Consider the following 24,004-nt stretch of genomic DNA (forward strand, 5'->3'; position numbering starts at 1 on the left):
TAGTTTAAACTAAGAGAATAATAAATAATATTAACATTTGCATAGGTCATTAAGCTTCTATTTAGAATACCTTATATATAGAGACTTATTTTGGAGGTGGGCAAAATAAAGATTGGAATAGTATCAGACACTCATATATCAAAGGACATTTATAAAATAGATGAGCTTATAAAAAAGTATTTAAAAGATGTAGCCATGATTATACATGCAGGAGACTTTAAGAACCCAAAGGTCATTGAACTTATAAAAAGCCGGAAAAAATTTGCTGGTGTGTGGGGAAACAACGATGGAGCTGAAGTAAGAGAAATGATAAAGGAAAAGGAAATTTTAAAAGTTAACGGCTATAAAATAGGCATATGCCACGGTCATAACGAAGTAGAAGGCAAGACCACAATAGATAAGGCATACAACCTGTTTAAAGAAGACAAGGTTGATGTAATAATATTCGGACACAGTCATATACCAATCATAAAGACAGTAAATAAAATTCTTATGATTAATCCCGGCTCTGCCACAAGCAAAAGAAAGGAACGCTGGTATTCAGTTATAGTTCTTGAGCTTGAAAAAGAGTGTATAAGTGCTCAAATCAAGCTTTTTAGTAAACTATAGCATTATGTTAGGAAAAACTTTATACTAAAATCACCGCGCAAATACATAAAATATCTTCCTAGGCTCATGACCCCGAAAGAAGTCTTAAGCCTATTTTATATATTTGCGCCGGCTTTATTTTATGATGCTTTTTTACTAAAATGATTGAAATACAGAGTCCTGCTGCATAGTTCCTTAATGGTTGGTGAAATACCTTGCTTTCTAAAAAAAGCAGCCAGTATTTTTAGTTCTTCAGTGTTCATTACTAAACCTTTTGTCATATTTACCTATCCCCTTTTTAGTTCATTGGCTACATCAAATGTGTACTCTGTATGTAAAAAATTATAGCTAAAATACAATATTGAACGCTTGTTCGTATATTTATTATACTGCTATAATTTCAAAAAGTAAACACTCGTTCGCATTGAAAGAGGCTAGTTTTTTTCGACATTATGGAAGTTTGTTTCCAGCCGCTCTATAGATTTCGTACCATTCTTCTCTTGTAAGGCTTATTTCTGAGACCTTGCATATATCTCTCAAACGACTGCTGTTTGTAGTTCCTGCAATAGTTTGAATTTTAGCCGGATGTCTTAATATCCATGCTACAGCTATAGCTGTGTTAATAACACCCTTAGCACTTGCTATTTCATTTATTTTTGCATTAAGCTCTGGGAATTTCTCATTATCTAAAAACGGTCCTTCAAAGAAGCCATATTGGAAAGGAGACCAAGCTTGTATTGTTATATCCTTAAGCCTGCAGTATTCAAGCACGCTTCCATCTCTATTTATTGAAGGCTCTATTTTCATATTTACATTAAGACCAGCATCAATCATTCCAGTATGCATTATGCTGAACTGAAGCTGGTTTATTATTATTTTGTGTTTTAGATATTTGTTTAAAAGCTCCATCTGCATTGGATTTTGATTGCTTACTCCAAAGTGTCTAACCTTTCCGCTTTTATGAAGAATATCAAAAGCCTCAGCAACTTCCTCCGGCTCCATAAGTGTGTCTGGGCGATGCAAAAGAAGTACATCTATGTAATCAGTTTTTAGTCTTCTAAGACTTCCATCAACTGAATTTAAAATATGCTCCTTGGAAAAATCAAAAAATCCCTTTCTAATTCCACACTTTGTTTGTATGATGAATTTTTCTCTAACACTAGGATTCATATTAACAGCTTCAGCAAAAACCTCTTCAGACTTTCCCCCGCCATAAATATCTGCATGATCAAAAAAATCTATGCCGTTTTCCAAAGCAGTGTCTATAAGCTTAGCCACTTCCTTAATAGGCATGTTTGCTATTCTCATGCAGCCAAGTGAAATCTGGGAAGCGTTTAATGTACTATTACCAATATTTATTTTTTTCATTGCTACCACCTCTTAAAACTTATTTTATGTAGTTAATTTTATTATAATATACACTTTATACCATATTGCTTGTTCATGTCTATACCTGGAAGTCATATAACTGCAATATTTAAGGAGTCGTAAATTACGACTCCTTAAATATTAATATTATCTATTTACCTTAAGACAGCATCAACAACAGTAAGAGTAGAGGGTGAAATTTCTCCCTCTAGCCTTGCGGTAATTCACTGCTATCTTAAAATAACCATTTATATTATTTCCATATAAGCCATATCAATATGTAGCCTGTAGTTACAGCTGCCAGAGTGAATGGGATTCCTATTTTCATAAAAGTTCCTGCGCTTACTTCATGTCCATCTTTTCTTAATATTCCAAGAGCTGTAATATTTGCTGAGGCCCCTATAGGAGTTAAATTACCTCCTAGAGTTGCTCCTGTAAGCAGACCAAAATACAAGATATATGGATCTATATTTAGAATGCTTGCAATACCTGAAGCTACAGGAAGCATAGTTGCTACATAAGGAATGTTGTCAATAAAGGCTGAGAACAATACCGATGCCCAAACTATAAGAGTATAGATAAGGAAAATATTATCCTTGCTTACTTTAACAAAAAGCTGGCTTATATCCTCAACAACACCAGCTTCAGTTATTCCACCTACAACAATAAATAATCCAGCTAATAATAAAATTGTAAAATAGTCTATTTCCTTAAGTGTATATGAAAAAATTCCTATATCCTTTGTTCTTATATAGTTTTCTATAAGTCCAATTATAAGTAGAGATACACAAATAACTCCGTTTATTATGCTTGGCTTATTTGGCAAGAAAGACGCTAGTATCAAAAGAACAACCATACCTACAAGTAGAACAGTAGGAAAATAGTTTTTAACTACAGTTCTATCTTTAGAATCTACCAACTGCTTGTCCTTTCTGAATATATACATTAACACTAAAGTAGAAGCTAATGCACCAGCTTGCACAACCCAGAATATGCCTATCCTGCCTTTGAAAAAGAAGAAATCTAGAAAATCAAGCTTTGCATATCCACCTAAGAGGATTGAAGTTGTATCTCCTACTAAAGTAGCAGCACCTTGAAGATTAGAAGCAACAGCTATTGCTATTATGCTTGGCACAGGTGATATTTTAAGTTTCTTAGCTATGGTTAAAGCAACTGGAGCGACCATTAGAACAGTTGCAACATTATCCACAAAAGCAGAAATAATACCCGCAAAAAGAGATAAGGAAATAACAGCCCATTTTATATTGGGAGTCTTTGCAATTATAAGATCTGCAAGCAGTGCAGGCATTTTTGATTCAATGAACAGAGAAACAACCCCCATTGTTCCTGCAATCATTAAAATAACATTCCAATCTACTGTAGAGAATACCTTTCCAATAGGCAATATGCCTAGAATCACAAAAGCTGAAGCTGAAGCCAGTGCGATGTAGGCTCTGATTTTAGGAAATACAAGGAGCAGTACATAAGTTAAAATGAAGAGTACAATTGCTATAAGTTTCATTATGGTTCTTCCTTTCTTATTAGGCATTTGAATTGATAAGCTTTACAAAGTTAATTCTACCATGTAGCCCCAATTCTTACAATTAGGAATATTTAATAAAATGTAACTACTTATGCAACTTACTTTCCTATATATGCCTGCCTTATGAATTTCCTTTCTATTACCTCAATTGGTATATCGCATAATTTTTTATAATACAGCTTATCTTTTTTTATAATTCTCCACCCAAACAAGATAAAGGTTACAGGCTCCCACAGAGCTACCCATCCTATTATTAAAAGGCTTTCCTTTATTATTTTAATGATTCCTATATAGCTGAACTTCTCAAGTATTTCGCTTACAATAAGACAAAGCACCAAAAAAAGAATTCCTATAATGAAATTGATACTCCACTGCCTAAACTGCTGCTTTAAAAATATTTCAGTTTCCTTAACCTTATAGCAAAAGTGGCTGTGAATTATCTCAGCAATATCTTGCTCCTTAAATAACTTTTGATTTTCTTTAATAATAATAAGAAGCCTTACCCTTTGACCTAGCGGATAGCACTTTATAGATTTAAACAGATAGTCTTCTATTGCTTTTCCCAGTCTTTCCTCAATGGAGGCTATACTCTCGTTATTTTTAAACAAATCCTCAATATTTTTCACATCTACATTTATCTCAACCACATCTCTGTTTTCGATATTTATATATTTTTGCTCTTTGGTTTTGAAAATCATTATAGTTCCCCCTAAACCTAGAATAATATGCTGCAATAATAAATTATATTTCTTCATTTTGCGCTATATACATAAACATTATATACCTTTAACATATTTACTATTCTATAATTAGGCAACTAAAAAGGCCCTTTAGCTTTCAAACTAAACGGCCTTTCAAAATCCTATAAACCCATCATTTGCTTTCCAATTGTTTTTCCACTCTTAGCTGTTTCTACAATGCTAGTATAAAGTATGGAAGTAGCAATAAAGAATATTAAAAGCATACTTCCTTTTTGAGCTACAGCATAGCCTGCAGCCTTTAATATTGCATCAAATATGAAAAGCAGCGCCACTGATATTACTCCAATCACAGCTTGGTCTACAATAACAGCACCAAGTCTTTTTGCAAATGAGTCCTTAGCTTCAGTCTCAACTACTTCTTCATTTACACTCACTTCAACAGCTTCTTCGCTTGTAATCTGCTCTTCTGCAGTTTCCTTTTGTTCAATATTGTTCTCAGACATTTTTATCCTCCTGTTTCCCATCCATAGTTATCACTTTAATTATACATAATCTATTATGCTATAATATTCCCTTTATGTAAACATTAAATAATAAATCACAAAAGCAGCATCAGTTGGTACTGCATAGATAATACCTCCTAGTAATAAAAATCCTTTTCTTCACTCTCAAAGGAAATATGTAAATTTATACATTTTCTTATGCATTTATATGAATATTAGCTGCCTCGATTGCATATTTATTCATGTAATATAAATTTTGATATTACTAAAACTTATCACTTGGAGGTGTTTTATGTTTAAAAGGGGACTTGGGATTATTGCTGCACTATTAGTTACAGTAAGTGTATTCAGTACAAATGTAAGCGGGGCAGGCATAGTAAAACAGCCTAATACTAAAAAAATAAGCGTTAAAGGAAGCGACAGAGAAAAAGAGGAAAAGCTTAATGCAGGTACTAGTTTTATAAAACAGGATAATCCGTTTAAAGCTAAAAGCAGCAAATCAAAAAAGGATAATGAAAAATCTTCTGCAATTGAACTTAAAGTATCAACCAGTCTGGTATCCATGACTGAGAGCAGAGTCGTTGAAGTAGAAGTAGATTTTGGTTACTCTCCCGATTTAGGCAAGCTAGAATGGACCTTTGGAGAAAAACCTTTTTCTGAGTGGAAGAAATATGATTCCACCACTAAAAGTTATACAGGTTCGTCATTTATAGTATTTTCTGAGAGTCCAACAGTTGAAGGAACCACTGTTAAGGCTAAAATACAGTTTGAATTAGTCTATGGTACAACAGATCTAAGCGGCAGGCCCCTTAGGACGCTCTATCCTGCACTTATAGACTTTTATAATTTATCAGTAAAAGATTTATCAACAGGTAAAATAGCTGAAAAAGAAATGAGGCTTAATGTTTATGACAGCTATCATACCTACGATGAATTAAAGCCTGCCCTTGACCAGATATTTGCTGAAGCTAATTCAAACAGATATCTCAATTATGAAGCTATAGGCAAGTCAGTTGAAGGCAGAGATTTTCATTTTGTGGTTTTGGCAAAAGACAACGCCTCTGTTAACAAATATTTAAATGATACAGTTCCTTTGATGCTTAATAATCCAAAGCAGCTTCAAGAAATGCTTTCTAAAGGCAAACTAGACAACTATAAAATACCTATATTCCTTAATAATATTCATCCTGACGAAGCTCCTGGCATTGACGCTCAAATAGATATTTTACGAATGCTTGCAACAAAGGATGCTATCGAATATAAGACCCTAGATAAAGACAATAAGGAAACAACAGTAAATCTCAGCGTTGATAATTTACTAGATAATATAATATTTGTTATGAATCTTACTGAAAATCCTGATGGAAGATACTATAATGTAAGACAAAATGCCAATGGCTTCGATGTTAACAGAGATAATGGCTATCAAACACAAATAGAGTCTCAAATTCTCGTACAGCAGATTGCCAAGTGGAATCCAGTGAGCTTTCTTGACCTTCATGGTTTTGTAAAAGGCTTTTTACTAGAGCCCTGCACTCCTCCACATGATCCAAACTATGAATACGATCTGCTTATAGACAGCATGCTGGAACAGGCTGAGGCAATGGGCAAAGCGGGAATAACAAACACAAAGTACGATAGTTATGTTATCCCTTACAAGGACTACGGCTATGGCTGGGACGATGGAGCACCTGCCTATACAGCAACCTATGCCATGCATCATGGAGCTCTAGGCCATACAATAGAAATGCCTGAGCTTAACCAGGACTCCAATAACGCAGTAGTGTATGCAATACTAGGTTCAGCTAAATATGTGCTTGATAATAAAGACAAATTGTTTTTCAATCAGCTAGAATACTTTAAGCGCGGCATTGAAGGCATTGATTCTAAAGAAGTAGATAAATTGCTCGTTAATGCAAAGGGAGAATCCATAGGAAGACCAAGAACTGAGAGAAAGAGCTTCTTCCCTGAATACTATATACTGCCTGTAGACAGCAAGCTTCAAAAAAATCCAATGGAAGTTTATAAGGTTGTGGAGTATTTATTAAGGAATAGTGTAAAGGTTGAAAAGATGAGCAGCAGCGCTGTAGTGGACGGAACAACCTATCCCGAAGGAACCTATGTAGTAAATATGCATCAGGCTAAGAGAGGCTATGCAAACATGGTACTTTACAAGGGCTATGATGCTTCTGACTTTGAAGAAATGTATGCAGAAATCGTAATGAATTTCCCAGCTCTTAGAGGCTTTGACGTATATTCCACCTATGCTTCAGGAATCCTCAAAGCTAACACCGAGCCTGTATGGAAGGTTACCATTCCCAATACACAGGTTACCGGTAGCTCTGATCAGTATGTAATTCGAAATAGCAGCAATGATGTAGTTAAAGCAGTTAACAAGTTACTATCCCAAGGAAAGCCTGTACAAATTGCTTTAACCGATGGGAATTCCTATAAAGCAGGAGATTATATTGTTTCCAAAGTCGATCTTCAAAAAATCAGAAAAGACTTCCTTCTAGATGTTACTGGCTTTGATAATGCAGTGAAAATCATGCAGCTTGTTCAGCCGAAGGTTTTTGCAGCAGGCAGCATGGAAAGCAAATTTGTACTTCAACAGCTTGGCTTTAAGGTAGTAAATAATTTATCTGAAAGCAATGTTATAATTGATGACAGCGGAAACACAAAAGCTGTTAGCCATATTAAAGCAGGAAAAGCCTATATTGGATTAGGCTCTAGAGCTTTAAGTCTTGTAAAGAAAAATAATCTTCTTCCCAGCTTTGACTATGGTATTGTAGGAAGCTATTATGAAGGCTTATTGAAGTCAAAATTGACAAAAGACAGCCTTATAACCTCTGGCTATAACGAAGATGAAGCCTTATATGTTGTAGACGGCTCTTATATAAAGTCTGTTCCAAGCACCTCGAAGGTAATTGCAAAGGTAGATAGCAGCAGTGACTTCTTTATTGCAGGCTGGATGCCTAATCACAACACAATAAAAGGTAAAACTTTAGCTATTACAGATAATTCACAGGGCCATAGAATATCTCTTTTTGCTAATACGCTTACCAATAAGGCACACCCTCAAAACAGCTTTAGGCTGCTTGCAAATACTATATTCAATTCAGCCTCAAATATAGAATAACCTTCCTTTCGAAATAGCTTCAGGCTGCTTGTATTTTAAAAATATAAGCAGCCTTTTTTATTTGGGTTTATAAAGCCGTGCTTCTACGGACTTTTGTTAATTTATAAGTTTAAGTCGAATTCCTTTAAGGATAGAAATGAAATATATTCAGCATAGATTCTAGAATTCCGCATTTCCAGCTTTTGTAAAAACCTATACCAAAGGATACTGTGCCGAGTATTGTTAGAGGTACTCCTAAAGCTGCATTTGTATCTCTTTGAAATGCAAAATAAAAGAACCCTGCTCCTGCAATTATGAATAGCAAACATGGAATTATTTTTCTCAATCTTTCCTACCTCCTTTTTAAAGCTTTTCCAGCAAATGTAAAATCCAATAGGTGATAATTAAAATATTTGCTTCGTGCCCAAATTACTTTTCATCAAGATAATACTTTATATTGCTTACAACATTATACCTTAAAAGGTTATATTGTACAAATTTGTTCTATTTATTTTTACACTTAAAATACTATTTATATTTACCACAAAACTTAAATTTTTAGCTTTCATCATCTACAGTAAACTTCATATTCGCATCAAATTTGTGTATATATACTTAAAATCTCTCATAAATAATCATTTGTGTACAATAACTATCTAATATCCCCGCTTATTAAAAATACATCTAAAATTCATACATTCTCACCGTTTGAAGCTTTTTATAGCGAAGTTTATAATTAATGATGGGGCATTTTGAAAAATTGTTACTTAGCTCTAGATGAATTTAAAGACATTACAATAACGATTGCTGGGGGTTACACACATGAAATTAAGCTTTTTAAAACAAAATACTGAAAAAAGACGTGATTTAATATTAAATGGTTCCATAACTTCTACCCTTATACTTTTATCAGTACCTACTCTTATGATGGGACTGGTTCAATCTATCATGCCTGTTATGGATGGAATTTTTATCAATAATCTGGTAGGAACCATTGGTGCAAGCGCCATCACCTACTCAGGTCCTATTATTAATATGATGATTGCACTAGCTCAAGGTTTAAGTGTTGCTGGAATGGCCATGATTGGCCAGATGAATGGGCGCGGAAACTATAAAGGCGCAAAGCATGTGGCTACTCAAATCGTTGTATTTTCATTTATAATAGGATGTATTGCTGCACCATTGCTTTATTTTGTAGCCTTTCCAGTATCCTCACGAGTTGATCCTCAAATCTCTCACGACGTATTTCTATATCTTGCATTAAATTCCTTAGTGCTGCCTTTTCTATTTCTTGAATCTATTTATAATGCGATTAAAAATGCCAACGGAAAGCCTGAGGCAACTTTTATAAGAATGATAATAATGCTTATACTAAAAGTTATATTTAATTTCTTATTTATTGCAGTACTTCATATGGGTCTGATTGGTTCAGTAATATCTTCCTTAATGTCAAATCTTCTTATCTGCATTTGGATGTTTTACGAACTGTTTATTATAAATAGCGATGACAAGTTAAACTTAAAAGGCTTTAAGTTTGACTTTAAGATTTTGAAAAAGTTAATTAAAATTGGAATACCTTCAATGATTTCAAGCTTAATGCTTAATTTAGGATTCTTTTTAATAAATAATGAAATTGAAAAGTATGGTCCCATAGTCTTAACCGGACAAGGAATAGCAGGCAGCATAACCTCTATTTGCTTTATACTTCCATCTTCTTTTGGTTCTTCCATAACTACAATGGTAAGTATGAACGTTGGTGCTGGGCAAGGTGATAAGGCACGCCGTTCCTGCATTCAAGGCTGCATAATAAGTGCAATTACTGCAGCAATTTTAATAGCAATAGTTATTCCACTAGCACCTTACCTTACGGTTTTATTTACTCATGACCAAGCTGTACTTGACATAGCCAACAAATCGCTTAATATATATACCTATTCTGTTATTGGCTTTGGCATATGCATGGTTCAGCAGGGGGCCTTCATTGGTCTAGGACGTACGGGAATCCCTCTAGTTATGAGCATACTAAGAATCTGGTTGTTAAGATATGTGTTTATTTTGCTAACAGAACATTGGCTTGGCTTCTATTCAGTATTTTGGGGCAATTTGTTCTCAAATTATATGGCTGCAATAATTACTACTATTCTAATCATGAGAATAAAGTGGGTATCTTCAATTTCAGCACAGGGAGATAGAAAAGTTAAAACTGCTGCTGTTGAAGCCTAGAAATAACGCCGTTCACGGTTTAGATGAACGGCGTTTGTACTTTTTTGATATAAAAATATTATGTCTCTAGGCTATAAACAATGATTTGTATCAAATTTTGTAGGAAATTCATATAATAATATGGATAATTTTTTAGGAGGAAATTTATGAATCGCAATTTAAATAGCTGTCCCCAAACCTTAAACACCACAAGAATATGTGGTGATACTGCTGTAGAAACTGCTATAGAAGTATCTAAAACTGGATTTACCAATATGAAGCCTAATGCAGTTATACTAGTAAACAAGAATGAGGTATTTGATGGTATAGCTGCTTCTGCACTTGTCCACTTCCCCATAAATGCTGCTATTTTATTTACAGATGGGAATATATTAAGCCGTGAAGTCCTAAATGAGATCGCAAGGTTATCGCCTAAAGGCTACGATGGAATACAAATAATTCTTGTTGGCAATATTTCAAGAAATGTTTCTATGGAACTCAATAGATGTGGCTTTAAGACCTGGCGCATAACTGGTAGAAATCATTATGAAACTGCTTGTAAAATTCCTGCAGCTAGAAAGGAGTTTAAGAATATCCTTATAGTTTCTGGGGAAAATTATTCTGATGCCCTTCCAGCAGCCTACTGGTCTGCTCATCATGGAGATCCGATTTTATACGTACAGAAAAACAGCATTCCTTCCTGCACCATTGAGGCTATAGTAAACTCTAATGATATAAATATTTATATTTTCGGTTCTACAAGTACCATATCAAATACCGTAGAAACTACTTTAGCAAAACTTACAAACGTTAAGCACCTAGCTAGAATAGATGGTGATACACCTTATGAAGTCGCAATTAACTTTGCCAAATACAAAGACCCCAAAACTGATTTTGGCTGGGGCAGAAATTATAGAGATGGTCATGCCTTTACCTTCAGTACCTTAAAGCACCCTATGGAGACAATAGCTGGTGTATTATTTGCTCACATGGGCAAGCACACGCCGCTACTTTTAATTAAGGAGGCTATAATACCTTCTGTTGTAGAAAAATATATTAGATCAGTAAAACCAATGCCTCCTAAAGATATGCCTCGTCCCCCATTTATGCATGGGTTTATTCTAGGGGATACCTCTTTGATTTCTTATCCTGCTCAGGTTATGCTGGAAAACATTCTTTCTATTGACCATGAAATGATGGATATGGATACAATGGTCAGAATGGACTAGTTTAATAACAAAATAAATAGGAGAGGCCTAGAACTAATAAGCCTCTCCTATTTATCTTTCCTATACTATTTCTTCAGTATTGTTTCCTTGCTTTGAGCTATCACAGCAGCTTTTTTCTTTGCTGCCGCTCATCATTGTAAACATCATTCCTATCATCATTATTGGACATAGGAACGGCACTATCTTGCCAACTAAGCTTCCTGCACTAGGGCTTAATTTAGTTATAAGCGGCAAAAATCCAACTATAACTATTGGCAGACCACAACATAAAACCATGTGAAGCATATGCTTTAAAGGACTATGCTTGTGACCTTTGTTATTATCCTTATTATTTCCATGACAATTCATGTTACCCCTCCTGTATTATTGCGCAGCACTTTTCTTACACTGCTAAATTTCAAATCAAACACCCTATGTTTAAATTCTATAACATTAATATAAAGAACATATGAAGAAAACATAATTTCAATTTAATATCTCTATATAAAGACAACCTTTCACCGCACAGATTTGAAGCTAGCTGACTTATTTATAGAAAAGAAAAAGCTGCCTGTTAAAAATAACAGACAGCTTCTAAATTGGCTTTAGATTAAGCTTCTTCTATTGATACTACTTCATAACCAGCATCATCTATAGCAAACTTTATATCCTCATCAGATACATTTTCAGATGCTACCACTATCGCTGTTTTTGCTCCTAAATTTACATCTACACTTGTTACTCCATTAAGATCACTTAAAGCATTCTTAACGTGATTTACGCAGTGTCCGCAGCTCATTCCTTCGATTAATATTTTCTTTGTCATTATGATTACCTCCATTTAATTATATTTATTAAAACTACCAATATAAAAAGTTAACTTGTTATATTGATAAAAATTTATATTGTTATCTGGCTGGCTTAAAGCCCTTAAGTCTTAAAGCATTTAAAAGAACTGAAACCGAGCTGAAGCTCATAGCAGCAGCTGCTATTATTGGATTTAAAAGCGGACCATCAAATAGAGCATATAGAAGTCCCATAGCCACAGGTATTCCTAAAGTATTATACCCAAAGGCCCAGAATAAATTTTCCTTTATATTTAAAATAGTTTTCTTGCTTAGCTGAATTGCAGTTGGCACATCCATAAGGTCACTTCTCATAAGAACTATATCAGCTGACTCCATTGCAACGTCTGTACCAGAACCTATTGCTATACCGATGTCAGCTTGAGCAAGTGCTGGAGCATCGTTTATACCGTCGCCGACCATTGCAACCTTTTTACCTTCTGCCTGAAGCTTTTTAACTTCATTTGCCTTATCCTGAGGAAGAACCTCAGCTAGTATTCTGTCTATTCCAACCTGCTTAGCTATAGCTTCTGCAGTTCTCTTGTTGTCACCAGTAATCATTGCAACTTCTATTCCCATTTTGTGCAGCTGCTCTATTGCTCTTTTGCTGTTTTCTTTTACAGTGTCCGCAACAGCTACTATACCTGCCATTTTATTATCAATAGCTACATACATTGGAGTTTTTCCTTCTCCAGCAAGCTTGTGAGAGGTATCCTCAAGGTTTTCAAGGGATATATTGCTTTCAATCATAAGCTTTCTGTTTCCAAGAAGTATATCTTTTCCATCTATCTTAACTTCTATTCCATGTCCAGGTATAGCCTTAAAGAAGTCAAGCTTCTTAAACTCTAAGCCCTTTTCTTCAGCACCCTTAACTATTGCTTCACCAAGAGGATGCTCTGATCCCTTTTCTGCTGAAGCAGCCAATTGCAATAATTCATCTTCAGAAATACCATTAGCAACTACAACATCTGTAACCTTTGGTTTTCCTTCTGTTATTGTACCTGTTTTGTCAAATACTATTGTCTTTATCTTATGAGCAGTTTCAAGTGCAACACCACTCTTTATTAAGACTCCATACTCTGCACCCTTTCCTGTTCCAACCATAATTGCTGTTGGTGTTGCAAGACCTAAGGCGCATGGACATGCAATTACAAGCACTGATATGAAAATTGTTAAGGAGAATACTCCTGTTTCTCCGCCAAACCAATACCAGGCTACAGCAGAAAGTACTGCAATAGTTATAACAATTGGAACAAAGTAACCTGAAATAATGTCCGCCATCTTAGCAATCGGAGCCTTGGAGCCCTGTGCATCTTCAACAAGCTTGATTATTTGAGCCAGTGCTGTATCTTTACCAACTCTTGTAGCTTTATATTTTATAGTACCATTTTTATTGATACTTGCACCGATTATCTTGTCTCCTATATTTTTTTCTACAGGAATACTTTCTCCCGTAAGCATGGATTCATCTACAGAAGTCATACCTTCTACAACTTCGCCGTCTACAGGCATTTTTTCGCCTGGCTTAACAATAATTATATCTCCCACTTCAACTTCATCTATAGGAATTTCTATTTCTTTTCCATCCCTTACTATTATTGCAGTTTTAGGAGCCAATCCCATAAGCTTTTTAATAGCCTCTGAGGTCTTGCCTTTTGTTACTGCTTCTAGGTATTTTCCTAGTGTAATAAGGGTTATGATTACTGCTGCAGATTCAAAATATAAGTCATAAGCATAGTCTACATTGCCATTAAATATCTGTACTATGGCAAATATGCCGTATAAAAAGGCTGCGGAGGTCCCCATTGCAATCAAGGAGTCCATATTAGGACTTCTTCTAAGCAAGGACTTGAAGCCTACAGTAAAGAACTTGTAGCCTGCCGCCATAACAGGAAGCACTAAAATAAGCTGTATCAAGCCAAAGTTTCTAGGGTTCTTCATTGGGTCTATGATATTTGGCAGATGGAAGCCTACAGGTTCAAAGAACATATGCCCCATGGTTATAATTAGTAGAGGTATTGAGAAAACAGCCGCTATTATAAATTTTTTCCATAGCAGTTGAATTTCCTTTTCTTTTCTTTCCTTATCAGTATCAACTGAAGTAGTTTCTTCCTCCAAAGCCTTGTAGCCTGCTTTTTCTACTGCCTTCTTTATATCTGAAACCCTAACCTTTGAAGGCTCATAGCTTACATTTAACTTTTCTGATGCATAATTTACATTAGACTCTAGAACACCATCTAGTTTTCTTGTAGCTCTCTCAACAGCTTTAGCACAAGCAGCACAGGTCATTCCTTCTATTTTTAAAGTTTTGCTGGTTGATTCAACAACTGCTTTATATCCAGCTCTTTCAATAGCTGCTTGAATATCTGATATAGATACTTTACTGTCGTCAAAATTTATATTAAGCTTTTCGGTTGCAAAGTTTACATTTGCCTCAGAAACTCCTTCAAGCTTCTTGGAGGCTCTTTCTACAGCCTTTGCACAAGCAGCACAAGTCATTCCTTCTATTTTAAGACTCTTTTCCAAATTTAATCCCTCCTATATTACTGTATTGCACACAATAATTATTAATTTATGCACTTTCTTTATTTGCTTTCTTTATTTTCTACCTTCTTGTTAAAATTATTAGGTTTATTCATTCCACAGCAATCGAGTTTTCCATTATTTCCAAAGGACTTTTCATTAGCCTCCTCAAGCTTCTTTAAAAACTTCTTTAAGGACTTAAACATTACTCATCGCCTCTTTTAAATTATTTCTGAATAATCTTTTCTAAAATGTCTATTATCTCATCTATTTTTTCATCGCCTTTATCATTTCTTACGGCGTCTTTTACACAATGATGTATATGCTGCTTTAAGATAAGCATATTTGCTTTTTTTAGAAGTGCTTGTGCAGCAATTATCTGATTTGATACGTCAACACAATACCTTCCCTCTTCAATCATTTTAATAATTCCTTCTATTTGACCTTTTGAAGTCTTTAAAGCCATAAGAGCTTTATTTTTTTCTTCGTTCATAAACATCCTCCTTTAAGATCTAGCACTTATCAATTAAAGTTTATTTAAAACCTTAATTTCACCCACCCCCCATGGGAGGGGGTGTACCTATAGTATAATCCTTATGTAGTTAATTTGCAAGGGGATATTTAAATATTTTTATCCCCCTCCTTAGAGGGGGGGTGAAACTACAGCAAAAGTTATTTCTTTATATCATATATCTTAACTATTTGGTCTGGATTTGCTCCCATTCCCATATCATCCTTGCTAGCTTCTTTAAATACCCAGCCACTGCCTTCAAGCTTATTTACATCCAAACCAGCTTTTACAAGAGGTTCAGCTTTTAATACAAATATCATATCTGCATCGTTTAAACCAAGTTTTTCTGTCCATTGAACCTCATTGCCATCCCCCAGCTTTAAGCCAAAGTGCTTTTGATTCTCATGATACTTTACCATGCTTGGATTCGCCTTAAGAAGTCTTCTCATAGAATCTTCTGAGCCATTTGAAGATTCTTTTTTGTCGCCAACGTTATAAGGCTTTATCAAACGGTTAGGAAGTTTCTTTCCCATTTCCTCACCTGCTGGTTCATAGAGCCATTCATTTTTATCAAGCTTAGTTACATCAAGTCCTGCCTTAACTAATGGATCTGCAAGCATTACCATAGCAAAGTCTGCCTTATTAGCTGACATATCCTTGCTCCACTCAAATTTTTCACCTGTAGGCAGTTCAAAGCCCCAATGCTTAAGTGCTTCATGGAAGCCCTTCTTGTCAGGATAAGACTTAACAATTTCATTAATAGCTTTAAGTGCGTTGTCCGCTTCCTTGCTACCTGTTACCTTTCTGCTGCAGCCTGCAAAGGATAGCACAACTACAGCAGAAACTGCTAAAGCCACCATCTTTCTTGAACTTTTCATATAATACCTCCTATATTGTGTTTGTGTCCCATAAAGATTTTAATCCTTATGTTTCTTATCTACTTAATCTTTCCACATGTATAATGATAATAAAATCTTATGAAGACATTATGAAGAAATTAGTAACTTCAAATATTATTTATTCATATTCATTTATTCCCCTATTTAAAAATATTATTAATTTCTCAGGTTTAAAATATAACTGTATTTAAGGTTAGTGCTGAAATTAAAAGATGCAGTGATAACTAACAAAGCTATCACTGCATCTTTTAAGTAAACAATATTTTTAAATATACCTATTTTTTTAAGCTTGAAATCAGCTTTTCAGGGTTTATTATTTTCCCGATATACCTTTCATTTTCTTTCTCTATGGGGCTGCGGTCTCCTGTTGCAAGCGCATTTTTCCAAAATTCTTCCGGAGTAATATCAGGCTTAACCTGGCAAGCTAAAGCATATACCCCTGCAATATACGGCATGGTCCAGCTCCAACCGCCTTCTCTATAAAATGCATAATCCTTATCACCTGTAGGACTAGCTAAGGTTTTAGCGTCTATAGGTATAAGCAATAATTCTTTAGGTTTATCTTCATTAAATTTCTTTTCGTAATACTTATCAAGATTATCAATGTGCTCAACCTTTGACAGCCATTTTTTCCACTCTGTTGGCTTATAAACTGAAACATTATCTTTATCTGAGAAGGTATCCATATCTAAGCCATGAAAATAAAACTTTTCATTATAGATTTCAATCATATTTATTGTCGCAACAAAAATATTTTCTTTTACAGCTTTTTTAGCTGCTTCAATAAATTCTTTATAGCCTTTGGTTTCAGGCTGACAGCCTGCTGAAATTGATAATACTCTAATCTTATCTTCCTTAGGCAGGGTTTTGTTTATTTCAATAATTCTTTCAATGGCATTAGCAAACCAAGAAAAATCTATCTCCACGCTCTTGTTAACTATATTATAGTTTTCGCATCCAATAAAATACAAATCAGCTTCTGGCGCCGCTCCTGTATCCTTACCTGCTGCAATAGAAGCAACCGCAGGAGCATGCAGCTGAGCCTCTTTAGGTGCGTAATGAACTTCTTCATACATCTTAACTCTGTCGTAATACTGCTCATGAGTAACTAAAAGAGAATAATCTATAAAAGCGATACTTATTCCTTTCCCAGTAATCCCTTTTACATGAAGCTTTCTTAATCCTAGACCTGGATTTTTGTGAAACTCCAGCATCTTCTGAGGATTAAAATTGCTAGGAAGCTTGGCTGGCCATTTTGTTTTGCTGTCAAACATAGCGTTATTAAGCTTATTTTCATAGCCTGACAAATCTAATGCCTCAATATTGTAGCTCCTTAAATCAAGATTATACTTGCCAACATTCTCATTAAGCTTCTCCAGGCTATTTAAACTCCCTCTTTGATAATCAACAGCTAAAGGGAACTTTGTAATTCTTACAACTTCTTTTTTAGCTTCATCCGCTGAAACTGGCGTCTCCTTTTTTATTTTTGCGTCACAGGCAGAAGCATTTAATACAAATGCTGTGCATAACAGCACTGCAGCTAATTTTCTTTTCAATTGTTCCCCATCCCTTCATTAAGCATATAAAATACTATCACCTTGCTGGATTTTCAGTCATAAGCTCAGTTACAATTCCCTTGCTTTCATCATTGGCCTTTGAAAACTTCACAGTAAACCAATACTTATTTCCTTCCTTAAGTTTATCGTATCTATCCTTTGAAATTTCAAAATTACTCTCCTTTGGCACAGAGGCATTATTCTCATAGTAAAAATATCTTAGGTAAAGCTTGTCATTATCTTTTACTTTAAAAGCATATGGTGTTTTATACTTATTAAGTATATCCAACTGCTTAGTATCATCTATGCTTACAACCTCTGTCCCAAAGGTCATGCCTGAGGATTTTGGCTTTGCCAAGGCAAAGTATCCTAAAGTAGAAACAATAAGCAGTGTAATAATAACCCAAAGTGCAACAAAGCTTTTTTCTTTAAAGGCTGCTCTCATCTCTTTCTCTCCTTTTAATATTCTTCTATATTTACAGAAATTGTTGTACTTGCATTCTTCTCCTCTGGGCCGCCTTGCTCATTTGGAAGAATGGATATTTTAATTTCTTTTCCGTTAATGTCTTTTTTATAGAACTTCTTCGAACCCATTCCATCGTACAGCTCCCAGCCAAGCTTTTTCATCTGAGCCTCAAACTCAGGCATAACACTGCCCTTCCACATGCCGTTAAATTTCAGTGAATCAGGGTATATTTCTGCATTATACGGATGGGGTAAAAGTTCGCTAACTATCTTGTTAGTGCTTACGTTGTTTTTGAAGATAGCTTCCTTGTCAAACATCTCTTTAGGTTCATAGCTTCTTTCTGTATAGTTTCCAACCTTCCACAAGCCCTCATCATACTCCATAAGGATTTGTCCTCTAAAAAATGCAGCTTTTTCCTGTCCGTCCTTTTGCATGCATTTCAAATATGTGTCTGAGGTAAAAACAACATATTTAGCTTTAGTATCCTCACTATATTTAGTTAGTTTAACCTCCTTCACACTGAAGTTGGTACTGGTCCATTTGGATACTGACAGCAAGGATAAGGCATCAACGGTTAATTTCTCGTTATAATATTTTGTGGTTGCATAGGGCTTTAGGTTTTGTGTTCTAGCATCCTTTGGAAATAAGAAGTTGTATTCATCTACTTTCCTATAGTCATCAATAGTATAGAATATAGTCAAAAATTTGCTTGCAGCCTCTCCAGCCTTTTCCTGATCAGCCTGTGTTATAGCTTGCTCCTGTTTATTAGCGGGTGTAACTTCACCTGATGAATTTTTAAGCCTGGTAATAGTAAAGGGGACTATCAGCATTATTAGTAAAATTGCTGCAACCCCAATCCAATCACCAATAGCAATACTTCTTTTTCTCGGCTCTTTTTCACTTGCAAACTTATTTTGCTGCTGAATCTCTTCCCAAACATTATCAAAGCTTGGCAGCTTCATCTCAAGCTTATCAGCCTTATCCCTTGAAGCCTCGCTAATCAGCCTTTCCAAATCCATACCTGCTCACCCCTTTACCAATCTTTTTATGTTCAAGCATTTCTTTTAGGTTTTTCTTTCCATGAAACAATCTGGATTTTACAGTTCCCTCAGAGCAGTCCATTACGCCTGCTATTTCCTTAATAGTCATTTCGTTATAGAAGTAAAGTATTATGGTTATTCTCTGAAGCCTTGGAAGCTTATAAATATTCTCCATAACCTCTTCATAAAGTTCTCTTTCCAGAGCATTATCTTCCGGGTTAAAGTAAATTCTTTCCTCAGGAATATTGTTAAACTCGTTCTCATCAAACAGAACCTTTACTTTAGAATTTTCGCTCATATAGCTTAGGCAGCTGTTTATTGTAATCCTATAAAACCAAGAGCTAAAGGCCTCCTTGTATTTCAGGTCGCTTATTTTCTTAAATACCTTAATAAAAACTTCCTGAACAACATCCTGGGCAGCTACCTTGTCATTTGTCATCATATAGGCAGTTTTATATATCTTCTCTGCATAAAGCTCATATAATTTTCTAAAAGCAATCTCATTTCCCATTTTTAGGCCGCTAAGCAAAGCTTCATCAACCATAATGCACCCCCTGCATTTCTTATGTCGCTGTATCCCTCTTATTTATAAGACTGGTGATTGTTAGAAATGGTTCAATATTTTTAAAAAATATTTATAATTTTGGCTATGTTTAATAACTATGTTGAATTAAGCATGTAATATCAACATTTTTAAACATAGCCATAATTTTAAATTTTTCTTTGTTTGCTGCATATTGATTTATATATTTCTGAAGCCAGTACAAAAAGAATACCAATTATGAAAAATGGCTTAGCAGAAAATATGCTTATTTGAGCGGTTGAAAGATTTACTCCTTGGCTTTTTCCTATTGAAGAGAAAATTGCAGCTAATATTAAACCGTAGACAAGGTACAAAATAAAAGAGACTAGTCCTCGAGGAAATTGGTTAACTTCTGGTAAAAAATTATTTTTAGGATATATTTTTTCTCGTCTAGATTTACGAGACATTGGATATACAATAAGCAGAAGCCCTGTTGTAGTTATTATGGAATTCAAATTAAAAACAGGTGCTTTGTAAAAAAGCATTCCAAAAAACATTCCCAGTATGGTATATATAATAACATCTTCAATTAAGCTTATAATTCCAAGCACACGGCTTTTAGTTGTGCTGTATTCCATTATTATTGAATCACAAAATTCCCTGTGATTACATCCAAGGAACAGATTTATATCCTTGCCCTCGCTTTGTGCCTGAAGCATACTATCTAGAACTTGCTGAAGGATTTCTTCTCTTTCGAATGACACTAAAAAGCTAGTCTCCATGTATTGCTTTATACTATCAAAGGCTTTTCTATTTTCCTTATTCAATTTAACCTGCTGTTTTCTCCTTATCCTTATAGGCTTTAACTCCAAATACATCTAAAACCCCTCCACTAAAATAAAAATTCAGATATGCTTCATCACCAAGCACATTTTCTATGTTTTGCTTAAGTTCTCCCCATGCAGTTATAGGTGTATTTCTTATTTGAGCAGCTCTAAAACCTCATTGTTATTCCCCATCGGGCCAATAGGTCCGCTGTAATGATTAGTGTTTGTATCAAAAAAGCACAGGTCATTATACTTGCCTGTCATTGGGAAGATTAGTCCGCTGTACTCCTTTTTATCTGAGCCAAAGCTTGTTTTTTGCTTTTTAGCATAGACAAACTCAACAACAGTTTCTGTTTTCTTTATGCTTTCTATTCCAGCTTTATCAATTGCTAATCCAGCAGTTCCAGCAAGGCTTCCACTTACTCTGCTATTCATTTTAACAACTAAACTTGAGAACAATTTACTGTCCTTAGTTACAGTTTCAGTATTGCCAGCCTTATAAATAATAATTTTATCCGGCGTAGGGAAATATACCTTAATGGAGGCTCCGTTCTCATCTGTCAGTCTTTCTTTTGTAAACCCTTTAAAAATTAAAGCCAAAACTACAATCCCGCACAAAACCCATATAAATTTTTTCATGTTATCCAATCCCCCTTTAATTTTTTCTGTTACTTTCCTTGCAACCATCCCAATTGTTATTTATAGTATATTCTCCAATTCAATTCCAAATCCTTCTACCTGCAGACATTATTTACCTTGAATCTACAGGCTGAGATTTAGCGGCTAAGGATTCTGCATAGATAACTAAAAGCACTGTTACAGCACTTGAAATTAAATAGTTAGACAGGGTACCGAAAGGTGCCCTGTTTTTTTATCAATAATTTTATTATCCAGCATAGATAAAAACTGCAAAATTATTTTTCCAACTTCGGAGCCTTATAGCGAGCTTCATAAAAAAATAATGTAACACTTTCTTGAAATGCCCATAGCATGAAGTAGGACAAAAAAGTCCCAAACTTTTAATAATAAAGGGAGGCACACTTCATGGCAAATGGATTTAATTATGGCGGAGGAAATGTAGCAGGAGCTAACTTTGAAGGCAGCAACTTTGTAAATCACCTGGCTAATCGTATAGGACAGACAGTTACAATTTTTACAACAAGCGGTGGACAATCTGGTTCAGGATTTACAGGAGTTTTAGCAACGGTAACACCGTCTTTTGTTAGGCTTATAACACAGATAGGCCCAGCACCAGGCTGTGCACTTGGAAATTGCTGCGATAAAATAGGTCACGGCGGAAGCTGCTGTGATAATATGAGCGAACAAGGTGGAGACTTTAACAATAATCTTGGCAATCAAAGTGGCGACTTTAACAACAATCTCGGCAATCAAGGCAGAGCTACCTGCCATGTTAATAATTTAGGATCTATTGTAGATATTCCAATCGGCACTATAGCTTCCTTTGTCCATAACGCAGTAGGTTCAGGCGGGTACTAAAATACTGCTATTTTAAAAAATTTAAGTTAATTTAATAATTAATACAGTCATTACCTAAAACCAGCTGCCATAAAATTGGCAGCTGGTTTATTGCTTTATTTGAGTTTTTTCACCTAAAGAAACAATCTGCTAAGCACTGATAAGTTATTAAAAAATCATAATGCTAATAAGCCAGCGCCAAAAACCTCTTTAAACTGACTTCCGCACCTCATAAGCTCGCCCATTACCTTATCAATACCTTCCTCAGTTTTGAACCAGCTCTCTTTATTAATCCCTTTAATGTTTGAGGGACAAACTATAAATTCAGTTTGCGGATACGCAATTTGATAATACATTAAGCATCGCCTTGCATGGAAAGACTTGCAGCATATGATAGCTTTTTTAATATTTAAGTTATACTTATCTGTAACTTCTTTAGAAAATAAAGCATTTTGATAGGTATATTGAGAGTTGTCTTCCCTTAATACACTTTTCTCATCAACTCCATTTTGAATAAGCGCATCCTTTAAAAATTCCCATTCAGTATTGTATTTTTTATTATATATATCTCCTTTTGAAAGCGGCCCTGGAAAATATCCGCGCTTCACACTGTATTTACCTGAAGGAAGAATTAAATCAGAATACCTCTGGTGCCAAAGCTTAGCTGCTTCTTCTGAAATTTCAGCATATGACCCACCAGGAATAAAAATTATATCTGCCTTTTGCGGCTTATCCTCAACAAAGATAAAGTTGGATATGTCGTCTATAATTCTCATTCATAACCTCCCTTAGTTATTATTTCTTACTGCCTCAAACACATCATCTATACCTTGCTTGTAATTATTATAATTTTGTTCCACAGGTACAGCTGGCAAGAAATTTTTTTCAATGCTTGAAGACAGCTTAAAGTACTTTGTGGAATAGGATACTTGAAGCTTGGAGTTTGGAAGCTCCAAGGTCTTTATATCACCATACCCATTCACATTTCCACCGGTTGGCTCCCCATAAAAAACTGCCTTTGTCTGATTCATAAAATCCATTGCAGCCATTACTCCTGAAGAGAAGGTTTCTCTGCCTATCATTACATAGACTTTTCCCTTAAGCTTGTCAATTGAAGCCAGCTTATTAACCAAACCAGTCATAAGGCTTGAATCTCCACCTGAATTAAATCTTAAATCAACTACAAACTTATCAAGGTTATTATCATTTATTGCCTTCAGTAGCCTCTGAGAAAACTCCCAAAATTCCGGATAGTCTTTATAATCCTCAATTCCATAGGATTTGGCAACACTTCTATCTATACATTGATTATATTGAAGATATAAAAGCTTTTCCTCCGGCAAGTACTTGTACCAGTATAATCTTTCAGAAAGGCTATTAGTGTTATATTGAAGTCTTAAAGGCTTGGTAGGCATTTCATCTATAACCCTTGTAATCTTTTCATCGGGTAAGCCTTCAGGAGTTAGTTCTAATTTAGTAACATTATTGCTGTCATCTGAAAGAGAAAATTCAACCTTGTCTTCTGACGCAATTCCCAGCACCTTTAATACCTCAGGCATAGTAACAAATCTTACATTTGTCGCCTTTAGCCATTGTTCGTTTTCATGTGGGATTAATGAATTTACCTTTTGCATTACATCCTTTAAGGGCATATTGTTTATACCTATAAGTTTTTTGCCCAGAATGTGCCTATGCTCCTTAAGAGTTGTTACTACCCTCAAATCTTCCTGGAACCACCAAAAAACAACAGGATACACATTGCTATTGTTAAAGCCTAAGTTTACTGAAGTATGAGCATCTCCCACAGTTGCAACAATTTGCGCCAGCCTGCATTTGATTTCATAATCCTTAAGTTCTTCAATATCCTGCTTTAAGCTTACTATTTCCTTCTTAAAATCTTCCTCTTTTATATTATGATATAAGTTCTTATGACTTTTAGGGAGATTATTATACAAGTAATCTATATCCTTAGTCCAAGCCTTTACCCTTTCAGTCTGGTTTCCTGAAACTTTCTGGCTTGTGGAACTGCAGGCAGTCAATAATACCCCAAAAATCAAAAGTATTAGTATGTACACCCTGTTTCTTATAAATTTGACCATATTTCCCC

The 24,004-nt window shown here is 35.0% G+C and carries 25 protein-coding genes; 5 read left to right on the plus strand and 20 right to left on the minus strand.

Annotated features, from left to right (window positions below):
• The first annotated feature begins 96 nt into the window (after positions 1-96).
• Positions 97-609 carry a metallophosphoesterase family protein gene (locus NBE98_RS10685; protein WP_250817545.1) on the plus strand — a complete coding sequence of 171 codons (513 nt, stop codon included), beginning with the start codon at positions 97-99 and terminating at the stop codon, positions 607-609.
• 119 nt (positions 610-728) lie between these two features.
• Here the strand turns inward: NBE98_RS10685 and NBE98_RS10690 are convergent, their stop codons facing one another.
• The 5 genes from NBE98_RS10690 to NBE98_RS10710 all read right to left on the minus strand — a co-directional run bounded on the left by NBE98_RS10690 (position 729) and on the right by NBE98_RS10710 (position 4,703).
• Positions 729-869, minus strand: a complete 141-nt coding sequence (locus NBE98_RS10690; protein ID WP_250814930.1) for a hypothetical protein — start codon at positions 867-869, stop codon at positions 729-731.
• A 169-nt stretch (positions 870-1,038) separates the two neighbouring features.
• Positions 1,039-1,956 (minus strand): aldo/keto reductase, encoded by a 918-nt coding sequence (locus tag NBE98_RS10695; protein ID WP_250814931.1) that lies wholly within the window; start codon positions 1,954-1,956, stop codon positions 1,039-1,041.
• A gap of 253 nt (positions 1,957-2,209) precedes the next feature.
• Positions 2,210-3,478, minus strand: coding sequence for an ArsB/NhaD family transporter (locus NBE98_RS10700; protein WP_250814932.1), 1,269 nt, complete (start codon positions 3,476-3,478; stop codon positions 2,210-2,212).
• A gap of 119 nt (positions 3,479-3,597) precedes the next feature.
• A complete protein-coding gene (locus NBE98_RS10705; protein ID WP_250814933.1) occupies positions 3,598-4,197 on the minus strand; it encodes a hypothetical protein in 600 nt (199 codons plus the stop codon).
• Positions 4,198-4,361: 164 nt separating this feature from the next.
• A complete protein-coding gene (locus NBE98_RS10710; protein WP_250814934.1) occupies positions 4,362-4,703 on the minus strand; it encodes an RDD family protein in 342 nt (113 codons plus the stop codon).
• A 292-nt stretch (positions 4,704-4,995) separates the two neighbouring features.
• Here NBE98_RS10710 and NBE98_RS10715 point away from each other — a divergent pair, with 292 nt between their 5' ends.
• Positions 4,996-7,842: a M14 family metallopeptidase gene (locus tag NBE98_RS10715; RefSeq protein ID WP_250814935.1), complete on the plus strand. Its 2,847-nt coding sequence runs from the start codon at positions 4,996-4,998 to the stop codon at positions 7,840-7,842.
• 124 nt (positions 7,843-7,966) lie between these two features.
• Here NBE98_RS10715 and NBE98_RS10720 read toward each other — a convergent pair whose 3' ends face one another.
• Positions 7,967-8,167 carry a hypothetical protein gene (locus NBE98_RS10720; RefSeq protein ID WP_250814936.1) on the minus strand — a complete coding sequence of 67 codons (201 nt, stop codon included), beginning with the start codon at positions 8,165-8,167 and terminating at the stop codon, positions 7,967-7,969.
• A 476-nt stretch (positions 8,168-8,643) separates the two neighbouring features.
• Here NBE98_RS10720 and NBE98_RS10725 point away from each other — a divergent pair, with 476 nt between their 5' ends.
• Together NBE98_RS10725 and NBE98_RS10730 are read left to right on the plus strand one after the other, a co-directional pair.
• Positions 8,644-10,044 carry an MATE family efflux transporter gene (locus NBE98_RS10725; RefSeq protein ID WP_250814937.1) on the plus strand — a complete coding sequence of 467 codons (1,401 nt, stop codon included), beginning with the start codon at positions 8,644-8,646 and terminating at the stop codon, positions 10,042-10,044.
• A 146-nt stretch (positions 10,045-10,190) separates the two neighbouring features.
• Complete coding sequence (locus tag NBE98_RS10730; RefSeq protein ID WP_250814938.1) at positions 10,191-11,252, plus strand: cell wall-binding repeat-containing protein; 1,062 nt, start codon at positions 10,191-10,193, stop codon at positions 11,250-11,252.
• Positions 11,253-11,312: 60 nt separating this feature from the next.
• Here NBE98_RS10730 and NBE98_RS10735 read toward each other — a convergent pair whose 3' ends face one another.
• The 12 genes from NBE98_RS10735 to NBE98_RS10790 all read right to left on the minus strand — a co-directional run bounded on the left by NBE98_RS10735 (position 11,313) and on the right by NBE98_RS10790 (position 21,060).
• Positions 11,313-11,600, minus strand: a complete 288-nt coding sequence (locus tag NBE98_RS10735) for a hypothetical protein (protein WP_250814939.1) — start codon at positions 11,598-11,600, stop codon at positions 11,313-11,315.
• A gap of 241 nt (positions 11,601-11,841) precedes the next feature.
• A complete protein-coding gene (locus NBE98_RS10740; RefSeq protein WP_250814940.1) occupies positions 11,842-12,057 on the minus strand; it encodes a heavy-metal-associated domain-containing protein in 216 nt (71 codons plus the stop codon).
• 82 nt (positions 12,058-12,139) lie between these two features.
• On the minus strand, positions 12,140-14,602 hold the full coding sequence (locus tag NBE98_RS10745) for a heavy metal translocating P-type ATPase (RefSeq protein WP_284703628.1): 2,463 nt from the start codon (positions 14,600-14,602) through the stop codon (positions 12,140-12,142).
• A 59-nt stretch (positions 14,603-14,661) separates the two neighbouring features.
• Positions 14,662-14,805, minus strand: coding sequence for an LDCC motif putative metal-binding protein (locus NBE98_RS10750; RefSeq protein WP_250814941.1), 144 nt, complete (start codon positions 14,803-14,805; stop codon positions 14,662-14,664).
• Between the two features lie 20 nt (positions 14,806-14,825).
• The gene (locus tag NBE98_RS10755; RefSeq protein WP_250814942.1) at positions 14,826-15,092 is read right to left on the minus strand and encodes a metal-sensing transcriptional repressor; all 267 of its coding nucleotides are present in this window, start codon (positions 15,090-15,092) and stop codon (positions 14,826-14,828) included.
• 179 nt (positions 15,093-15,271) lie between these two features.
• Positions 15,272-15,988 carry a hypothetical protein gene (locus NBE98_RS10760; RefSeq protein ID WP_250814943.1) on the minus strand — a complete coding sequence of 239 codons (717 nt, stop codon included), beginning with the start codon at positions 15,986-15,988 and terminating at the stop codon, positions 15,272-15,274.
• Positions 15,989-16,284: 296 nt separating this feature from the next.
• A complete protein-coding gene (locus NBE98_RS10765) occupies positions 16,285-17,565 on the minus strand; it encodes a S8 family serine peptidase (RefSeq protein WP_250814944.1) in 1,281 nt (426 codons plus the stop codon).
• A 37-nt stretch (positions 17,566-17,602) separates the two neighbouring features.
• Positions 17,603-18,010, minus strand: a complete 408-nt coding sequence (locus NBE98_RS10770; RefSeq protein WP_250814945.1) for a hypothetical protein — start codon at positions 18,008-18,010, stop codon at positions 17,603-17,605.
• A gap of 14 nt (positions 18,011-18,024) precedes the next feature.
• Positions 18,025-19,050 carry a hypothetical protein gene (locus NBE98_RS10775; protein ID WP_250814946.1) on the minus strand — a complete coding sequence of 342 codons (1,026 nt, stop codon included), beginning with the start codon at positions 19,048-19,050 and terminating at the stop codon, positions 18,025-18,027.
• A complete protein-coding gene (locus NBE98_RS10780) occupies positions 19,028-19,615 on the minus strand; it encodes an RNA polymerase sigma factor (RefSeq protein ID WP_250814947.1) in 588 nt (195 codons plus the stop codon). The genes NBE98_RS10775 and NBE98_RS10780 overlap by 23 nt, the downstream gene beginning before the upstream one ends.
• A gap of 167 nt (positions 19,616-19,782) precedes the next feature.
• A complete protein-coding gene (locus tag NBE98_RS10785) occupies positions 19,783-20,472 on the minus strand; it encodes a hypothetical protein (RefSeq protein WP_250814948.1) in 690 nt (229 codons plus the stop codon).
• A gap of 102 nt (positions 20,473-20,574) precedes the next feature.
• Entirely contained in the window at positions 20,575-21,060 is a 486-nt protein-coding gene (locus NBE98_RS10790; protein ID WP_250814949.1) for a hypothetical protein, read from the minus strand.
• A 405-nt stretch (positions 21,061-21,465) separates the two neighbouring features.
• Here NBE98_RS10790 and NBE98_RS10795 point away from each other — a divergent pair, with 405 nt between their 5' ends.
• Positions 21,466-21,918: a hypothetical protein gene (locus NBE98_RS10795; protein ID WP_250814950.1), complete on the plus strand. Its 453-nt coding sequence runs from the start codon at positions 21,466-21,468 to the stop codon at positions 21,916-21,918.
• A 155-nt stretch (positions 21,919-22,073) separates the two neighbouring features.
• On the opposite strand, the gene NBE98_RS10800 is transcribed toward NBE98_RS10795, so the two are convergent.
• Complete coding sequence (locus NBE98_RS10800) at positions 22,074-22,673, minus strand: YdcF family protein (protein WP_250814951.1); 600 nt, start codon at positions 22,671-22,673, stop codon at positions 22,074-22,076.
• Positions 22,674-22,685: 12 nt separating this feature from the next.
• Positions 22,686-23,996, minus strand: a complete 1,311-nt coding sequence (locus tag NBE98_RS10805; RefSeq protein ID WP_250814952.1) for a S41 family peptidase — start codon at positions 23,994-23,996, stop codon at positions 22,686-22,688.
• Between the last annotated feature and the right edge of the window lie 8 nt (positions 23,997-24,004).

This window comes from Clostridium swellfunianum (assembly GCF_023656515.1).
Lineage (GTDB): Bacteria > Bacillota > Clostridia > Clostridiales > Clostridiaceae > Clostridium_AT > Clostridium_AT swellfunianum.